Here is a 16,987-nt window from a genome sequence, read left to right as displayed (position 1 = left end):
CCTCAGTCCTTCTGACGGATCTTTTCAACAATCGCGGTGGTCGAGCTGTTCTCTACCAGCCCCAGCACCCGCACTTCGCCGCCATAAGCCCGCACCATATCGCCGCCCACCACGCCCTCGATGCCGTAATCACCACCCTTGACCAGCACATCCGGCCTGACCGCGCGCAGCAGGTTTTCCGGGGTGTCTTCACTGAAGCTCACCACCCAGTCCACCGCGCCCAGTCCGGCCAATACGGCCATGCGGCGATCCACGGCGTTGATCGGCCGGCCCGGGCCTTTCAGGCGGCTGACCGATGCATCGTCATTCACCGCCAACACCAGTCGATCCCCCTGAGCACGCGCCTGCTCCAGGTAGGTGACATGCCCGGCATGCAGGATGTCGAAGCAGCCATTGGTAAAGACAATCTTCTCGCCATGGGCGCGGGCGTCTTCGATGGCCAACAACAGTTGATCGAGGCTCAGCACACCGCGCTCGGAGCCGGCATCACGCTGGATCGCGCGGCGCAGCTCCGGGGCGCTGATCGCGGCGGTGCCGAGCTTGCCAACCACGATACCCGCAGCCAGGTTGGCCAGCGCCACCGCACAAGGCAGCTCCTCGCCCGCAGCCAGGCTGGCGGCCAGGGTGGAAATCACCGTATCGCCGGCACCGGTGACATCGAACACTTCACGGGCGCGAGCCGGCAGATGCAGTGCGGGATGCTCCGGGCGTAGCAAGGTCATGCCGTGTTCGCCACGAGTCACCAACAACGCGCCCAGCTCCAGTTCCGCCATCAGGGCGGCGCCCTTGGACACCAGCTCGGCTTCATCACGGCAATGGCCAACGATGGTTTCAAATTCGTGCAGGTTCGGGGTAATCAGGCTCGCACCGCGGTAGATGGAGAAATCCTTGCCCTTGGGATCAGCCAGCACGGTAATGCCCTTGCTGCGCGCCAGCTGCACCAGTGCCTGGTGGTTCTGCAGTGCGCCTTTACCGTAATCAGAAAGAATCATCACTTTGATGCCGCCCAGTTGCGCTTCGACGCTCGCAGCCAAAGCAGCGCTGTCGGTACGAAACGGTTCTTCGAAATCCATGCGCAGTAACTGCTGATGACGGCTCATCACGCGCAGTTTGACGATAGTCGGCTGGTCTTTGATCGTCTGAAAGAAGGTCTTTACGCCAACCGCCTGCAGGCTGTTGCGCAGACTTGCGGCAGCTTCATCCTCACCGGTCACGCCAAGCAAGGTAGCCGGCGCACCGAGGGCAGCGATGTTCAGCGCGACGTTGGCCGCGCCGCCCGGACGGTCTTCGATCTGCTCGACCTTGACCACTGGCACCGGCGCTTCCGGCGAAATCCGCGAAGTGCCGCCATGCCAATAACGATCGAGCATGACATCGCCCACCACCAGAACGGCGGCCTGGTCGAAACGCGGCATGGACACTTTCATAAACACTCCAGAAACGGCAGAACAGATTGCCGCGGATCATAACATTGGTAGGCCACTACGCTGGCTAGCCGCCGAGCGTGCGCACCCAGAACAGTTCATGGCGGCGCACCGCCTTGCGGAAGAATTCGTCTTCACCGGTAGCAGGCCAGCGTCGCCCGACCAGCGCACGCTGAATCCAGCGGCGGATGCGCCGCTTGAATGGCAAGCGACCTTTCAAGTCATGCTGCATGGCCAGCGCCATGGCTTTATCCAGCTGCTGCGCGGCATCCAAGCTCGGGCTCCACAGGCCATCGGCCGGCAATGCCTCGATAGCCGGCGGCAGGGCGATACCAAACCCGGCCGGCCCCATGGGCCAGCGGTCGTTGTCATGCAGGTGGTTGGCATACAGCAACAGGGTTTTAGGCTTCCAACTGCTCAGCTCAATCGCCTCTAGCAGCGCCTGAGTACTGGCGACGTGGTCGCTGTGCGGGTCCAACTGCGGGTGCGGGGTGACAACCACCTCAGGCCGGTAATGCTCAAGCGCTGCGACCAGATCTGCCAGCAGATTGCGCCAGTTGGGCACACCGTCAGCATCACCGGGCAACGGCATGGCATTGTTCGCCCGCACGCTACGGATATCCGCTTCGCCGGATTCACGCGAGCCAAACGCCTGCTCAGGCTGCGCCTGCATCGCCGGCAATTGCAGACAGTAGTAGCCCAATTGCATGCACTGGCTCTGTGGCACGCCGCCCCACAGCGGTACGGCCAGGCTATCCCAGGCACGCAAACGGCCCTTGAGCTGAGCGGCAGTCGCTTTATCCAACCCCATGGCTTGGTAAGCCTCGGCCTCTATTTCGCCCTGAGTCAGAGTCAGGATGCTGACCTCACGCGCCCGGCTGTACAGACCAAACGCGGCCAGTTCGGCATCGTCGGCGTGCGGCGCGATAATCATCAAACGCTGCTCGGCATAGTCCGGGTTGCACTGCGCATGGAGCGTGGCAAGCGGATCCAGGCGACAAAAACGGCCACGCAGAGACAGCTTGCCTTGCGCCAATAATTCGCCCTGCCCGGACAGATTCAGATAACGCCGCCCGTTCACGCCACGCTCAAAATCCTGACGATCATTGCCAATCAGCACATAAGGATCGAGCCAACGGCCCAGCCAGCTGGCGTTTATGTGCACTTGCAGAATCAGGGTATCCGCCGCCTCCAGTTCGCCTTCCAGCCTCACGTAGCCGGCATCAATGCGACCCTTTATGGCGCTCGACTCGGCAAAGGCATAGTTGTAATCATCGCTGGGCGAATAGAACAGGTGGTCGGCAAACCAGGCCTCATGCGCTACCCAGCCCGCCAACATAAGAATTGGCACCCACCACCAAGCTGCCAGAATGCCGATCAGGGCCAACACAACAAGGGCCAACAGCAACGCGATACGCTTTTGTCGGCGATGGCGCTTGAGCAGGATCTGTTTACGGGCAGACATGATTACACCTGATAAACCGCAACGCGGTTGCACCAGCGATCTTTGTATTCACGATCAGCCCGACCAAAGGAATAACGCAGCGGCTTACCCAACGCCCGTGCCTCGCTCCAGGCGCTCTGCGTATTGATAAAACTCAACACGCTGCCAGGGCTAAATTCACGGTTTTGCGGATCAACGCCGCCATTGATGTACTCCAGGCTGACCCACTGCGGGGCCTCGACGCGATACAGCACTTGAATAGCCACGGGCTGATCGTTCAGGTAAATCAGCGAGCCGGCCATAAAGTCGCGCATCAGGCTGAAGACCTCCGTCAGGTGCGCCTTGCCGGTGGCCTCAAAGCCCCAGCGTCGTTGAAACAGATCGGCATAAATCAACGCCTGCTCGGCAGCGGAAAGCTCCAGCATCGGTCGAATGACCCCACCCGCCTCTTCCAGCAAACGCTGCTCGCGACGCTGGTTGTAGCGAAACTTCTTGCTGTATTCCTCAGGTTCACGGGCCAAGGCCAGGCCCTCGGGCTGCTCACGCAGCGTGCTGATCGCACCGACATTCAGCATTGAGATATAGCGACCGCGATGACGCAGCGAGACATCGGCTGACGGCGCTGCCGGAAGAATCAATTCCGCATTGCCGAGATCGAACAGGCCGCGTTTACCCTGCTGTTTGAGCACATCCTTGGACAGCGCCAGATGCCGCCCCCAAGTCGGAATCGCCGCCTGCAACTCCCCGCCCGAAAACCAGCCCAGGTAGCGCACAGCAATCCCCGCCAGGCCAGATAGCCGCTCCAGCACCTGCGGATGAGTGGCAACACTGCCACCGAAATGCTGCCAGGCTTCGGCATAGGCAGCCGCATCAATCGACGTCCAGCCTCGTTCACGCCAGACACGCAGATGGTTGAGCATCAGGTGTTCGGCCCCACGCTGACATCATCAGCCTCAACAAAATCCCGAGCATGCAACCGCGCATAGTAGCCATTCAACGCCAGCAACTCGCTGTGCGTACCACGCTCGACAATATGCCCCTGATCCATCACGAGGATCAGATCAGCCTTCTCGATAGTGCTTAGGCGGTGTGCAATGACCAGGGTAGTACGCCCCTTCATGACCTCATCCAGAGCACCCTGGATATGTCGTTCAGACTCAGTGTCCAGAGCAGACGTGGCCTCGTCGAGGATCAACAGCGGCGCGTTTTTAAGCAATGCACGAGCAATAGCCAAACGCTGGCGCTGGCCGCCAGACAGCAACACACCATTTTCACCAACTAGCGTCTGGTAGCCGTCCGGCATACGAGAAATAAACTCGTCAGCATAAGCTGCCTCAGCGGCTCGCCGAATATCTGCCAATGGCGCACCTGAAAGATCACCATATGCAATGTTGTTGGCAATCGTATCGTTGAATAGAGTGACCTGCTGGGTAACCAATGCAATATGACGCCGCAGATTGCGTAGACGATAATCTTGCACATCAACGCCATCGAGAAGAACACGCCCTTCAACATGCGGGTAAAAACGTGGAATCAAGCCCGCCAATGTCGATTTACCGCTGCCGGAGCGGCCGACCAGAGCGACCATCTGTCCAGGCTCTACACTGAAGCTGATATTGTCTAGTACGTTCTTTTCACAACCTGGGTAGCGGAAAGAAAGATTGCTGACATCTAAGCGGCCCTCGACACGTTCACGCTCGATACTTCCTGTATCCACTTCAACCGGTTCATCAAGCTGTTCGAAAATACTTTCGGCACCTGCAACACCTTTCTGAACAGTGGAACTCACTTCAGATAATTGGCGAATCGGCTTGGGCAACATACCTGCCAAGGTGATATACGCGATCAAATCACCTGCCGAAGCATCACCGCGCATCAACAAAACCAGAAACATCAAGACTGCCATAGCGGTAAATATGACCATTTGCAGCATGGGCGTATAAACCGCAGCAGTCTTCGTCATGCGCAGCTGCTTATCATTGTTGCTTAAGCTGGAATCAAGAAAACGTTTTTGCTCATAGGCCTCGCCACCAAAGCTGCGCACCACTCGATAGCCTTGAATAGTTTCAGAGGCCACATGGGTAACATCCCCCATGGCGACCTGAATTTTCTTGCTCTGCTTACGAAACTTACGGCTCGAACTACTAACCATCAAGCCAATTACGGGCAATATGGCAACCATTACCAAGGTTAATTTCCAGTTCATCCACAACAACGTGGCGAACAAGAAAATTACGGTCATCCCCTCACGGATTACCACTTTGATGGCATCCGTGGCAGCACCAGTAACCATGGTAACGTTGAAGGTGATACGCGAAATCAAGTGCCCTGAGTTGTGTTTATCAAAATAGCCGTTTGGCAAGATCAACAGGTTATTGAACAAGGCAACCCGCAAATCATGCACCAAGCCCAAAGAAACACGCGCCAAAAAGTAGTTACCCAAGAATGAACCAATGCCCTGCCAGATAGCGATTAGAACAATCAGCATTGGCACAGCTTGCAGTAAACGTAAGTCTGCCAACCAAGGCACCTCAGACAACCAAGGCACCTCAGCAAATAAACTGGCATCGGGATTGGACAACCCATCTACGAAAAACTTCAGCATGTAGCCGAGCATCGGCTGGGTCGAAGAAAAGATAGCAAAGCCAACGATACTGATCATGAAGAGCCCGACATAGGGTTTCACGTAGCTCAGTAGGCGCAGATAAATCGCTAAACTGGAAGGAGGTTTTTGCGCAGTATCGCTCATGAAATGGCCCAAGCTTCAAAAGACTCGAATTGTAGCATGGCACCTCTGGCGACCGAGAAAGCACAGTCGGTTAAGATGCCCTCCCGACCAGACGAGATGCTTTATGCAAACCCTTGCCCCCGAGCACTACCAACAGATGCGTGCAGGCGCTCAAGTTCTAGAGGCTGATAGCTTTGGCGACAAGGTTCTGCGCCTCAAAGATGGCAATTTCCTCAAGCTGTTTCGCCGCAAGCGATTACTTTCCTCGGCCCTGCTTTGGCCATACGCACAGCGCTTTGCCGACAACGCGCAAAGCCTGCAACAACAGGGAATTCCTTGCCCGCATATCATTAGCGTGTATCGATTGCCCTGGCTCAAGCGTGATCTAGTTCACTATCGACCACTTCCTGGGCAGACACTGCGCCAACTGCGCGACAGCCAAGACATGCCACCGGATCTGCTTGAAAAGCTGGCCCAGTTCATTGCCCAACTGCACGCAAAGGGCATCTATTTCCGCTCGCTTCACCTAGGCAACGTGGTTCTTACACCGAGCGGCATACTGGGTCTAATCGACATCGCAGACCTCAAACAGCAGCGCAGGCCACTCAGTCCTGCCCAGCGATTGCGTAATTTCCGTCATATGCTGCGCGACAGCAAAGATCGCGAATGGCTACGCTCTAATGGCAACAAACGCTTCGCCAGCGCCTACCGTGCAGCCAGCGGTCAATCCTTCCACCTAAACGACCTAGAATGACCAACGTCCACACATGCAAACGGGCCTCGAAAGGCCCGTAATCATTCACTCACAACGAATCAATTACCGATCACCAGCACCGCATCGTCCTTACGATTGGCAAAACGTGCCAGAACACGCAACTCATGTTGCTGCAGCCACTCCAACAACCAAGGCTCATCGCCATCGGCTTCGATCAACAAGTAGCGGAATGCAGCTGGGTCAGCCAGCGCCCGTTCCAGAGGTGGACTGGTCGGATAGCCCCGCTCCGCATAGTAGGCAATTCGTGGATCATCATAATAAATCGACGAATCGGACGCGACGTTCTGCGACAACCACTGGCCCGCCTCAATGTAGTGCGTTTTCTTCGCCCCAAGAGAAACAACGTTCGCCAGCATCACCAGCAATGCTACAACGGCTAAGCCTTTCACCAAGCGCGGATGACGCTGAGCGAAAAGGTAGAGCAACAACGCAACGTGGGGTACCACTAGCAAGTTCAGAAAGCTGCCATAACGAGAAATGGTGAACTGCTCCTGAATAAAGAACACCATCAGTACCAGCAGATAGAGCAGTGCCGCCCATGCGAATAAAGGAAAATGGCGTGCGGAAAGGAACAGTTGTTTCCAAGTAACGCGATCTAACAACAGCAACGCGAACGGGCCGAGCAAAGTACCGAATTTGATCAGTAACGTAGCAAGCATGCCAAAAAAGATAATCGTCCCAGCATCATCACGCGAATACTTGTAGGTCATGCTGTCGCCGAGCTGCTCGGCAAAAGCACTAAAGGACTGGAACAGGTGAGAAGGGTTGAGCAAATTAGCATAATAGACCAGACGCGAGACTGGCAAAGCAAAGACTTCAACAAGCAGTAATAAGCCCAACCCAGCAACCCCAGCCAGCAAAATCAACAACGTATAGAGCTGCGCCGCGCGAACACGCCTTTCCTTGCACAGCAGACTCGGTAGCTGCCATAGAGCGAGCGCTGGCAACAACAGTAACGCCTCTAGACGAAACAGAGCTGCGCATAAAATCGCTGGAAACAAACTCAGCGCACGCCACCACCCGCCTGCCACCTGCCAACGTAGGGAAAACCAGAGGGTCAAGACGCTGAAAAACCAGAAACCGAATTCCCGTAGAATATCACCACGAAACTCATTGAAAGCTGGCATCGCCAGCACGACCAGACTGGCCCACCAAGCGGCTGCCGGAACGCGACAGCGAACGTTATCGACCAACAACGCGCAAGTGCCAGCCATAAATACCGCGCACCACAGGTAGGCCGCCAACTCCAGCGGGACTCCCAAGTACTTGTGCGTACCAGCGAGCAGCAAGATGAACCACGGCCAATTGAATTGCGCCTGTGCGACAGCAATACCATGCTCGCTCGTTTGTTGTGCTATATCGAGATAAAAAGCCGCGTCTTTACCAACGGTCACCACACCTGCAACAGCAATCAACGACAATACCAAGCTGCTGAAAAATGTTACGAGCACTGGCGACTGAATAATCCACTCCAGTAAAAAACTCTTGGTCTTTTGCACAGAACAATCCTGCCGCTTATTTAAAATAATTAAACATCAAACTGACTTCGGGATAAGCCTGCATTGTTTCTCAGTAATGTAAACTTGATTAGCAGGGATGCTTTTGTTAACGAAACTCATGGCACCCAAGGTGACATTGTCACCAATGTGGATATTACTGCCGATGATGCAGCTATTGGCGCCCACATCAACGTTATCTCCAATTATCAATAACGCATCACTTTTAAAATCTGTGCCAATTGTTGTGTTCTGCCGAATAGTGAAATTTCGTCCAATACGCACGGTGCGAAAAATAACGACCCCCTGCATGTGGCTTAAGCGCAAGCCTTCAGCGATTTCAGCGCCGAGCATTATTTCAATACCGTGACGTTGTATCAGTCGATTGTTGATCCCCTTGGCGAGCGACTTGAACATACGATTACGCTGCCAAGACAGATGTTCAGCCAGACGAAACCAAAAAAGGAAATGAGCCGGCCGATTACGCCTGACACGGCGCCAAAGCCGTACCCAGGAAAAATCTTGATCCGCCCCATCCAGTACTTCGACCTGCCAGTAGTACTTCAACGGTTTACGCTGCATACCGTCGCCCATCACTCCCCTCCGAGCCACAGCTTGATGGCTTTACGGGTGTAGGACCAACGCAGCACGGCTCGCCAGTCAGCTTTCAATGCCTGGCTATAAAACTCGCGAGCCCTTTGGGTTTCCCCTGCGGTCAAGAACGTCCGGAACAAGGACAAATAGCGCTGCGCAGTAAATGGCTTCTTCAATACCTGCATCGCGGCAGGTAAACGGCCACTGTCGAACACTTCCCCGATGAGTTGCTCTCCGATCTGCATGCCATAACTCAGATTGTGCCGCAGACTGTCTTCGTGTTTGTAAATTAGCGCCAGAGGGCTATGCAACAAAGTGCAAGGATAGGCAGCGAAAACCTGAGCGAACACCGGAATATCTTCGGCATTGCGAAACCGCTCCGGATAGCGACCGAGCCCAAAGACCTCACGATGCATTGCACAAGCGCCATTCGACACGCCCAAAGTCTTTTCCAGCAAATAGCCTTTAACCCGCTCCATGGCTGTAGCAGGTAACGGATCGGGAGTATGCTCGTTACGCCGCCCATTCGCGTATACAGAAATGTGCCCGCCAATAATCAACCGGCTATCAGGGTTCTCAGCGATATGTCTTAGCAACAAGGCTAACGCCCCATCGACCATTTCATCATCAGCGTCGAGAAATACCAGATAAGACCCATTAGCCTCATCAATACCGCGGTTACGTACCGCAGCCAACCCAGCATTGACCTGACGAATAGCTCGAAACCGACCAGGATATGTTTGTTCAAGAGCCGCCACTACAACAGGCGTATCGTCAGTCGAGCCATCATCGATAATGATCAACTCGGCATGCTCATCTAATTGACGCAGCACCGACTCAGCAGCCCTAGGCAAAGTCTTCCCATAGTTGTATGCGGGAATGACTACGCTAATCAACACTTCAGACGTTGTCATACCAATCCTTGCCATCCTTGACCACAAGGATGTCTTCCATGATCAAGTACTGCAGGTCCGAGCCGTAGAACATGTTCAGCGCGTCGGTCGGCGAGCAGATCATTGGCTCGCCGCGACGGTTGAGCGAGGTGTTCAGCGACACGCCGTTGCCGGTGAGTTTTTCCAGCTCCAGCATCATGTCGTAGTAGCGCGGGTTGTATTCGCGCTTGAGCACCTGGGCGCGCGAGGTGCCGTCTTCGTGCACAACTTCGCCGACACGGGTCTTCCACTCTTCATTGACTTCGAAGGTGAAGGTCATGAACGGGCTCGGGTGGTCGACCTTGAGCATCTGCGGGCCAACGGTGTCGAGCATCGACGGGCAGAAGGGTCTCCAGCGCTCGCGGAACTTGATCTGTTCGTTGATCCGGTCAGCCACGCCGGCCACGCTCGGGCAGCCGATGATCGAACGACCGCCGAGGGCGCGCGGACCGAACTCCATACGCCCCTGGAACCAGGCCACAGGATTCGCATCGACCATGATTTTGGCGATGCGCTGCGGCATGTTGCCGATCTGTTTGAATACCGGCTTGCTCGGGTGACGGGCGCATGCGGCGATCACGTCTTCGTTGGAGTATGACGGGCCAAGGTAGACATGTTCCATCTTCTCCACCGGTACGCCGCGCTGGTGCGAAATGTAGGCCGCCGCGCCGACCGAAGTACCGGCATCGCCGGAAGCCGGCTGCACGAACAGCTCCTTCACGTCGTCGCGGGCGATGATCTTCTGGTTCAGCTTGACGTTCAGCGCGCAGCCGCCGGCGAAGGCGATCTTGCCGGTCTCGCGGATGATGTCACCGAGGTAGTACTCCATCATCTCCAGCGCCAGCTTCTCGAACAACGCCTGCATGCTGGCGGCGTAGTGGATGTACGGATCGTCGGCGATATCGCCTTGCCGTTTCGGCCCCAGCCACTCGATCAGCTTGGGCGAGAAGTAGTAGCCCTTGCCGTTTTCCTTGTAGCGACGGAAGCCGATGACGTTGGCGTAGTCGGTGTTGATAATCAGCTCACCATTCTCGAACTTGGCCAGACGCGAGAAGTCGTACTTGGCCGCGTCACCGTAGGGCGCCATGCCCATGACCTTGAACTCGCCGTCGAGCATCTCGAAACCGAGGAATTCGGTGATCGCGCCGTACAGGCCGCCGAGGGAATCCGGGTCGTAGAACTCCTTGATCTTGTGGATCTTGCCGTTCTCGCCGTAGCCGAAGAAGGTGGTGGCGTATTCGCCCTTACCGTCGATGCCGAGGATCGCGGTCTTCTCGGTGAAACCCGAGCAGTGGTAGGCGCTGGCAGCGTGGGCCAGGTGGTGCTCGACTGGCTCGATCTTGATCTTCTTCAGGTCGAAACCGAGCTGCTCCAGGCACCACTGAATCTTCTTGTGGTAACGCTTGTAGCGACGATTGCCCATCAGGATGGCGTCGAGGGCGCGGTCCGGTGCGTACCAGTAGCGTTTGGCGTACTGCCAGCGAGCCTTCTCGAAGATGCTGATCGGGGCAAATGGAATAGCCACCACATCAACGTCGGACGGTTTGATCCCTGCCTGTTCCAGACAGAACTTGGCCGACTCGTAGGGCATGCGGTTCTTCGCGTGCTTGTCGCGCACGAAGCGCTCTTCTTCGGCGGCCGCGATCAACTTGCCGTCGATATACAGGGCGGCGGATGGATCATGGCTGAGGGCGCCGGAAAGGCCGAGAATCGTCAATGCCACTGGTTGTGCCTCTTTTAGTCTGCTGAGCCGACGACGGGCGTCAGCGGTAAACGTTGGTCGAGCAGTTTGAACAGCTGAGAATCCGCCGGCCAGTTGCGCAAGAAACGGGCGCGGTCGCGGGCATAGGCCCTGGCGAAACTGCGCGCGCTGCGATGCTGTTGCATGGCGTCGAGGTCGATCAGCGACCAGCACGCCAGTCGGTCATCCCAGAACAGGTTGTGCCCCTTGAAATCACCGTGGCTGATGCGTTCGCGCAGCAGCGCGGCGAACAGGCGATCAAGCGCCAACAGGTCGCTTTCCGGGGGCGACCCATCGTGGAACGCCTGAAAACGCGCGATTATATCCTGCCCGCCGCAGTATTCGGTAATCAGGTAGGCACGCCCGCGCAGCCAGCACCAGCGCCGCTCTAGTACAGCCAGTGGCTGCGGAGTGGCGATGCCCAACAGCTGCAGGCGGTTACCGGCGATCCAGCTGTGCCAAGCCCGACTGGGCCGCCAGAAGCGTTTGAGCCAGTGACCGAGGCTTTTCACGTTATAGCGTTTGACCACAAGCGATCGGCCTTGCAGCTGCACCTGCGCCACAGTCGCGGCACCACCGGTTTTGTAGATATGGCCCTGCTCGGTGAATCGATCGATATTTTCCAGCAAGGGCTGCAACGTCGATTGATCGGCACGGCGCACTACACGCAGGCCAAAAGCCCCGATCCTGGCGGCGAAGAGCGTGCAGTCGCGGGCGGCTTTGCGCAGATAGTCACGCAGCCGCCATTGGCGCACCTTGGCCACCTCGTCCAGCAACGCCTCCAGCGGCAAGGCATGCTCGCCATTGACCAACAGGTAATACACCAGCAGCTCTTCGATAAAGGGCGTCAGCTCAACCGGCAACTGGGCGAAGAACACCCCGAGGTTTTCCAGCACGCGCTTGCGCGACAGCGGCTGCCCGGCGGTCTCAACCTGCACGCCACCGCCGTCAATAACGTAGAGCTGGCCGTCATGCTGCAGCAGGTTGTCCAGGTGCAGATCCGCCTGCCACAAACCCTGACGGTGCATCTGCGCAATACTGGCCAACGCGCTGGCCAGCACAGCCTGTTGCTCAGCACTCAGCAGCGCCTGGTGTTCCACCGCGCGCCAGGCCTCCCACAGGCTCTCGGCGCCTTGCAGGTATTCGAACAGCAGCCAGCCGCCCTCACCGTCTCGCAGGCCGTCGGCCAGCAACTGCGGCGTATTCAAGCCTTGTTCCGCGAGTTGGCGGGCACCGTCCAGTTCACGCTGAAAATGCCGCGCAGCCTTGCTGCCGACCAACAGCTTGGCCAGCACCGCACGTCCCTGCCACTGAGCCAACGCCACATAGCGCTGGCCAGGCAGTACGCGCAACAGCTGCTGCAATTGCAAATCGCTTCCCGGCAACTGCAAAAGCTGCGGTAGCTGCGGAGTGCGCCCGGCGTCTGCCAGCTCGGCCAGTTGCATCACCGCGCCTCCTTGTCCTGAATGCGCCGAACCAGACGTGCGACCCACTCGGCAACAGTTGCACTGTCTGCCGGCATATCTAAATAGGTAGCAACAAAAGTAATGACATCGCCCTGATTCCATGGATCGGCACGACGAATCAAGGTTTCCAGATCTTTAACGCGATCACGCCGCCCAAATAACAACGGCCGAGTCTTCTCAAGATCGATCAGACGCGCCTCACAACCGTACTCACCCCCACGCAGAAAAATATGCTTAGGATAAAAACAGCCATGTAGCTGCCCTGCCGCATGGAGGGCACGCGCCAATTCGGCACTGGCTCGAATCAATGCCTCACGGTGTGCTGGAGAAAGCGCGCCCCAGCCTTGATACAACGTATAGAGATCATCCCAACCATCTAAAGCACGCGTCATCAATATCGCACGACGCTCACCTGATGAGTGACGCTCGCCAAAGAACGCAGCATGCAAAGCAGGAATACCGAGGGTTTGGTAGCGCTGGATATTACGGAACTCACGGGTAAATGTTGGCTCACCCAGAGGCTTGCAAAGACTACGAGTCAGGTGATTACTCTGACGCTTGAGGTAATAAGCACACTCTCCTAGATCCAAGCGATAGACACTACTCCACCCACCACGCTCCATATTTGGTTCATCCACAGCCTCTAGCGTCAGCGCCCACAGCGCTTCGAAATCAGTCAGACCATAGCGCACAAGCAGTGCGCGATCCGTATCGGCGATGAAATCACTCATTCACGCCCCTCAAAGAATCTCAAGACTCGCTGAATACGCTTTCGATCACGTGCATCCGTGTGTTTACGGCCACAATAACGCAGATAAAACCGCAACCGCTGGCTACGACTCAGAACCCTCCGGGCTACTTTGTCCAAGCAAGCCAAATCTTTCACGATTCGATAATCAAGAAACGGCCAGCACCAGAATGCGCCATTAGGGCAGTCGATAAAAAACAGATTTCCCTGGCCATCAACCAGCAAGTTGCGCCATTTGAGATCGTTATGAGCAAACCTATGGTCATGCATGCGCCGGGTCGAATCAGCGAGCTGACGACTAATCACATCGACCCATGCAGGATCACTCAACCTGTAGTCACCGAGATAATCAAGCATCCATAAATTTTCGGTATCAGGCAGTTCTCGAGTAATCAGTGCGCCGCGAACGAAGCGGCCCATTTGTCGCTCCAATCCCCAAGCCACCATTTCAGCCGTTGGAATACCCCAGTTCATGAAGTAGCGAAGATTCTGCCATTCCGTTCGGATCCTGGGCCGAGGCAAATATGGCCGGATTCCTCTACCAGCACTGTGATAACGCTTGATGTAATAACGCACACCCGCGCGCTCAATGCGGACAACTTCGGATAAGGGATCGCGAGTAATCTCCTCACCTTCAAGAGCAAATACGGCCGAGAGATTACCGAACTCGTCACTCAACGAGGCATATCGGGGATCGAGAGTCCAGCCAGCCATCACAATGCGTCCCCATACCGCTGCTTGCGCGCATACAACGCGTCCGCCTTGCGCTCCAACCAGGCCAGCAAGGAGCGCTCGGCACTCAGCGTCTGGCGCAACGGTTGCTGAAAGTAGTGGCGCAAAAACCTCAGTTTATCGCGGCGGGTCAGACCGATATCCAGCACGGAGAAATACAGTGCAGCCAGATCCTTGTTACGCCAGCGCAAGGGCAGTTGATTGCGCACCTGGGCGCGGTGCAAGTCGATCACCGACAGGCGGAAATCATCGGCGGTGACCGGTTTGTCGGTGTGCAGCAGGAAGTGGCAGATGTAGCAGTCGCGGTGATTGACCCCAGCGCGGTGCATGCTGCCAACCATGTTCGCCACTTCCTTGATCAACGCCCACTTCAGGCGTGGCGCGGGCGGTTGCTGCGCCCAGTTCAGGCTGAGCTGTTCAAGATCGGTGGTCGGTGCCAGTTCTTCGGTAACGATAAAGGAATGCTGTGCCGCAGGGTTGCTGCCGCGCTCGCCGTAAGCCACAGCCGTCATGGTCGCCACACCGACCTCAGTCAAACGCTGAATGGCGTCCCACTCCTGACGCGCCCCGAGCACCGGCAATTTGGCAGTGAGCAGGTTCTTGACGATCTCACCCCAACCAATGCCGCGGTGGATCTTGACGAAATAGCCGCGCCCATCGACTTCGGTGCGCAGCGTGCGCCGGCCTTCCAGCTCGCGATACACCTGCCCCTGCAACGCTTCGACAGCGGCAAAGGCATCGTGCCCGGCCCACAGGGTTTTAAAGGGTTCAGCCAGTACCAACTTCATGGACGCGCCGCCAGGATAATGTCGGCCGCGTGCTGCGGCATGGAATACAGATCAGCGCTATCGGCATAGGCCAGACCATTGCGCGACCAGAAGGCGCGGCGCGGCTCGTCGGCCAGCATATCGGCGAGCAGATGATTGAGGCGCTCCTGCTCAAACGGACTGGCCAGCACCCGCCCGGCATCGGCTTCAGCAATGTAGTGGGCGTAGCCGCACACATCGGTCACCAGCACCGGCAGGCCGGAGACCAGCGCCTCCAGCAGCACCGTGCCGGTGTTCTCGTTGTAGGCGGGATGGATCAACAGATCGGCACCGAGCAGAAAGCGCGGAATATCGCTGCGCCCCTTGAGAATCTGCACCTGATCAGACACGCCCAGCGCCTTGGCCTGCAGCTGGAACGAACGCGGGTCGTCCTGACCAATGGCAATCAGGCGGGTGCGTTGCTTCAGCTCGCGCGGCAAGGCGGCCAGAGCTTTCAGGCTGCGATCCAGGCCCTTGGTCTTAAAGCCTGAGCCGATCTGCACCAGCAGCAGGTCGCTATCCGCCAGCTTGAACTCGGTGCGGAACTCGGCGCGGATCCCGGCGGCATTGGCCGGCGCACGGCGGTCCTGAGCGATGCCCGGCGGCAGCAGGTGAAAACGCTGCAGCGGGGTGTGGTAATGCTTGATAAACAGCGGCTGCTGCACTTCGGAGATCATCAGGATTTCGGTCTTCGACTCGGGGGCAAATACCGCCCGCTCGTAGTCGGCGAAGTGCTTGTAACGGCCCCAGCACTTGTACAGCGGGTTGCGCAGGGTCTGCGCCTTGTCTTCATAGCAACCATCGGCGGCGTAGTAGACGTCCAGACCGGGCATTTTGTTAAAGCCAACCACCCGATCCACCGGGCGCTTGGCCAGGTCGGCCTCGACCCAGGCGGTGAGCTTTTCGTTGCGTTTGTGGTTGAACAGCGCCTTGACCGGCACCACCACCACCTCGAAACCCGCAGGCACCTCGCCTTCCCAGATCGGCGTATAGACACGGATGGCATGGCCGCGCGCCTGGCACTCCAGGGCGATGCGCATAAAGTCGCGCTGCAGGCCGCCAAAAGGAAAATACTTATAAAGGATAAAAGCCAGTTGCATCAGACAACGTCCTCGGCCAGCAGCAGGGCCTGCAATTGCGTGGCGACGCGCTCGGCGTCCAGGCCGTCGAAACAGGCTTTGTGCCGATCGCCCGAGCCGGCATTCGGCCCCGTGGCGCACAGGTGCACCTGACCACGGCCATAGGCACCCACACGGCCCGGCAGGGTCGGGCCATACAGGGAGATGCTCGGCACATCCAGCGCAGCAGCCAGGTGGCCCAGACCGGTGTCCACGGCCACACAGGCACTGGCCCCGGCGATCACTTTAGCCACGCCTGCAAGATTCAATTTGGGCAACACCGCGGCGTTTTCAATGCCGGCGGCAATCCGCTCGGCACGGGCTTTCTCGACCTCATTGCCCCAGGGCAGGCGTACCGCCCAGCCCTGCGCACTCATCTGTTCGGCCAGCGCCCGCCAATCGGCTTCCGGCCAGTGCTTGCTTGGCCAGGTGGTGCCGTGCAGAAACAACAGGTACGGCTGCGGCGCCTGATCAGCCAGTTGCGCTCGATTGAGGCCGTAGTCGCCGACACCAGCCGGCAGCGCATAGCCCAGCGCCTGGGCGAATAACTGGCGGGTGCGCTCAAGAGCATGCTGCTCGCGTGGCACGGCATAGCGGCGGTCATAGAAGCGGCTGGCCAGCGGCTCGCGGGCTGAATCACGATTCAGCCCGGCAATCGGACCCCGCGCATAACGAGTCAGCCAGGCACTTTTCAGCAGGCCCTGGGCGTCGATCACCAGGTCGTACTGGGTTTCGCCGAGGCGCTGCTTAAAGCGCTTCCACTCACCATTTTTCAGGGTCTGCCAGAGGTGCTTGCGCCAGCGGCGAATGGCCACCGGAATCACCTGCACCACGGCTGGGTGCCAGGCGGGAATCTCGGCAAAGCCCTCTTCCACCACCCAGTCAAACTGGATGCTGGGGATCGCCCGCGCCGCATCAGTGAGCGCCGGCAAGGTGTGCACCACATCGCCCAGCGAAGAGGTTTTGATCAGCAATACCCGCAA

General features: G+C 57.5%; 15 protein-coding genes. 1 reads left to right on the top strand and 14 read right to left on the bottom strand.

All coding sequences use genetic code 11. The annotated features are described in order from the left end of the window. Positions 1 to 2: 2 nt before the first annotated feature. The 4 genes from hldE to msbA all read right to left on the bottom strand — a co-directional run bounded on the left by hldE (position 3) and on the right by msbA (position 5,617). Positions 3 to 1,427, bottom strand: coding sequence for a bifunctional D-glycero-beta-D-manno-heptose-7-phosphate kinase/D-glycero-beta-D-manno-heptose 1-phosphate adenylyltransferase HldE (hldE, locus tag ACSQ17_RS13315; protein ID WP_436069193.1), 1,425 nt, complete (start codon positions 1,425 to 1,427; stop codon positions 3 to 5). 64 nt (positions 1,428 to 1,491) lie between these two features. Then, entirely contained in the window at positions 1,492 to 2,889 is a 1,398-nt protein-coding gene (locus ACSQ17_RS13310; protein ID WP_436069192.1) for a PIG-L deacetylase family protein, read from the bottom strand. Between the two features lie 2 nt (positions 2,890 to 2,891). Next, a complete protein-coding gene (locus ACSQ17_RS13305) occupies positions 2,892 to 3,788 on the bottom strand; it encodes a GNAT family N-acetyltransferase (protein ID WP_436069191.1) in 897 nt (298 codons plus the stop codon). Next, entirely contained in the window at positions 3,788 to 5,617 is a 1,830-nt protein-coding gene (gene msbA, locus ACSQ17_RS13300; protein ID WP_436069190.1) for a lipid A export permease/ATP-binding protein MsbA, read from the bottom strand. Before msbA ends, ACSQ17_RS13305 begins: the two co-directional genes overlap by 1 nt. A gap of 103 nt (positions 5,618 to 5,720) precedes the next feature. On the opposite strand from msbA, the gene ACSQ17_RS13295 reads away from it, so the two are divergent. Continuing rightward, entirely contained in the window at positions 5,721 to 6,350 is a 630-nt protein-coding gene (locus ACSQ17_RS13295; RefSeq protein WP_436069189.1) for a phosphotransferase, read from the top strand. 59 nt (positions 6,351 to 6,409) lie between these two features. On the opposite strand, the gene ACSQ17_RS13290 is transcribed toward ACSQ17_RS13295, so the two are convergent. Genes ACSQ17_RS13290 through waaC form a run of 10 tightly spaced genes read right to left on the bottom strand, consistent with a single transcriptional unit; the run spans position 6,410 to position 16,987 of the window. Next, on the bottom strand, positions 6,410 to 7,870 hold the full coding sequence (locus ACSQ17_RS13290; RefSeq protein ID WP_436069188.1) for a hypothetical protein: 1,461 nt from the start codon (positions 7,868 to 7,870) through the stop codon (positions 6,410 to 6,412). Between the two features lie 36 nt (positions 7,871 to 7,906). Continuing rightward, the gene (locus ACSQ17_RS13285) at positions 7,907 to 8,461 is read right to left on the bottom strand and encodes a serine acetyltransferase (RefSeq protein ID WP_436069187.1); all 555 of its coding nucleotides are present in this window, start codon (positions 8,459 to 8,461) and stop codon (positions 7,907 to 7,909) included. Then, positions 8,461 to 9,375 carry a glycosyltransferase family 2 protein gene (locus tag ACSQ17_RS13280; RefSeq protein ID WP_436069186.1) on the bottom strand — a complete coding sequence of 305 codons (915 nt, stop codon included), beginning with the start codon at positions 9,373 to 9,375 and terminating at the stop codon, positions 8,461 to 8,463. The genes ACSQ17_RS13285 and ACSQ17_RS13280 overlap by 1 nt, the downstream gene beginning before the upstream one ends. Then, positions 9,362 to 11,116, bottom strand: coding sequence for a carbamoyltransferase family protein (locus tag ACSQ17_RS13275; RefSeq protein ID WP_436069185.1), 1,755 nt, complete (start codon positions 11,114 to 11,116; stop codon positions 9,362 to 9,364). Before ACSQ17_RS13275 ends, ACSQ17_RS13280 begins: the two co-directional genes overlap by 14 nt. A gap of 14 nt (positions 11,117 to 11,130) precedes the next feature. After that, positions 11,131 to 12,579, bottom strand: a complete 1,449-nt coding sequence (locus ACSQ17_RS13270) for a lipopolysaccharide kinase InaA family protein (RefSeq protein ID WP_436069184.1) — start codon at positions 12,577 to 12,579, stop codon at positions 11,131 to 11,133. Next, positions 12,579 to 13,331 carry a lipopolysaccharide kinase InaA family protein gene (locus tag ACSQ17_RS13265; RefSeq protein WP_436069183.1) on the bottom strand — a complete coding sequence of 251 codons (753 nt, stop codon included), beginning with the start codon at positions 13,329 to 13,331 and terminating at the stop codon, positions 12,579 to 12,581. Before ACSQ17_RS13265 ends, ACSQ17_RS13270 begins: the two co-directional genes overlap by 1 nt. Beyond that, complete coding sequence (locus ACSQ17_RS13260; protein ID WP_436069182.1) at positions 13,328 to 14,062, bottom strand: lipopolysaccharide kinase InaA family protein; 735 nt, start codon at positions 14,060 to 14,062, stop codon at positions 13,328 to 13,330. The genes ACSQ17_RS13265 and ACSQ17_RS13260 overlap by 4 nt, the downstream gene beginning before the upstream one ends. Next, positions 14,062 to 14,868: a lipopolysaccharide core heptose(I) kinase RfaP gene (gene rfaP, locus ACSQ17_RS13255; RefSeq protein ID WP_436069181.1), complete on the bottom strand. Its 807-nt coding sequence runs from the start codon at positions 14,866 to 14,868 to the stop codon at positions 14,062 to 14,064. Before rfaP ends, ACSQ17_RS13260 begins: the two co-directional genes overlap by 1 nt. Beyond that, positions 14,865 to 15,986, bottom strand: coding sequence for a glycosyltransferase family 4 protein (locus tag ACSQ17_RS13250; RefSeq protein ID WP_436069180.1), 1,122 nt, complete (start codon positions 15,984 to 15,986; stop codon positions 14,865 to 14,867). Before ACSQ17_RS13250 ends, rfaP begins: the two co-directional genes overlap by 4 nt. Then, on the bottom strand, positions 15,986 to 16,987 hold the full coding sequence (gene waaC, locus ACSQ17_RS13245) for a lipopolysaccharide heptosyltransferase I (protein ID WP_436069179.1): 1,002 nt from the start codon (positions 16,985 to 16,987) through the stop codon (positions 15,986 to 15,988). The genes ACSQ17_RS13250 and waaC overlap by 1 nt, the downstream gene beginning before the upstream one ends.

Origin of the sequence: Pseudomonas sp. LjRoot71 (genome assembly GCF_964253255.1) — a bacterium.
Lineage (GTDB): Bacteria > Pseudomonadota > Gammaproteobacteria > Pseudomonadales > Pseudomonadaceae > Aquipseudomonas.
Note: the sequence above shows the minus strand (reverse complement) of the source record. Positions and strands in the feature narration are given on the sequence as shown.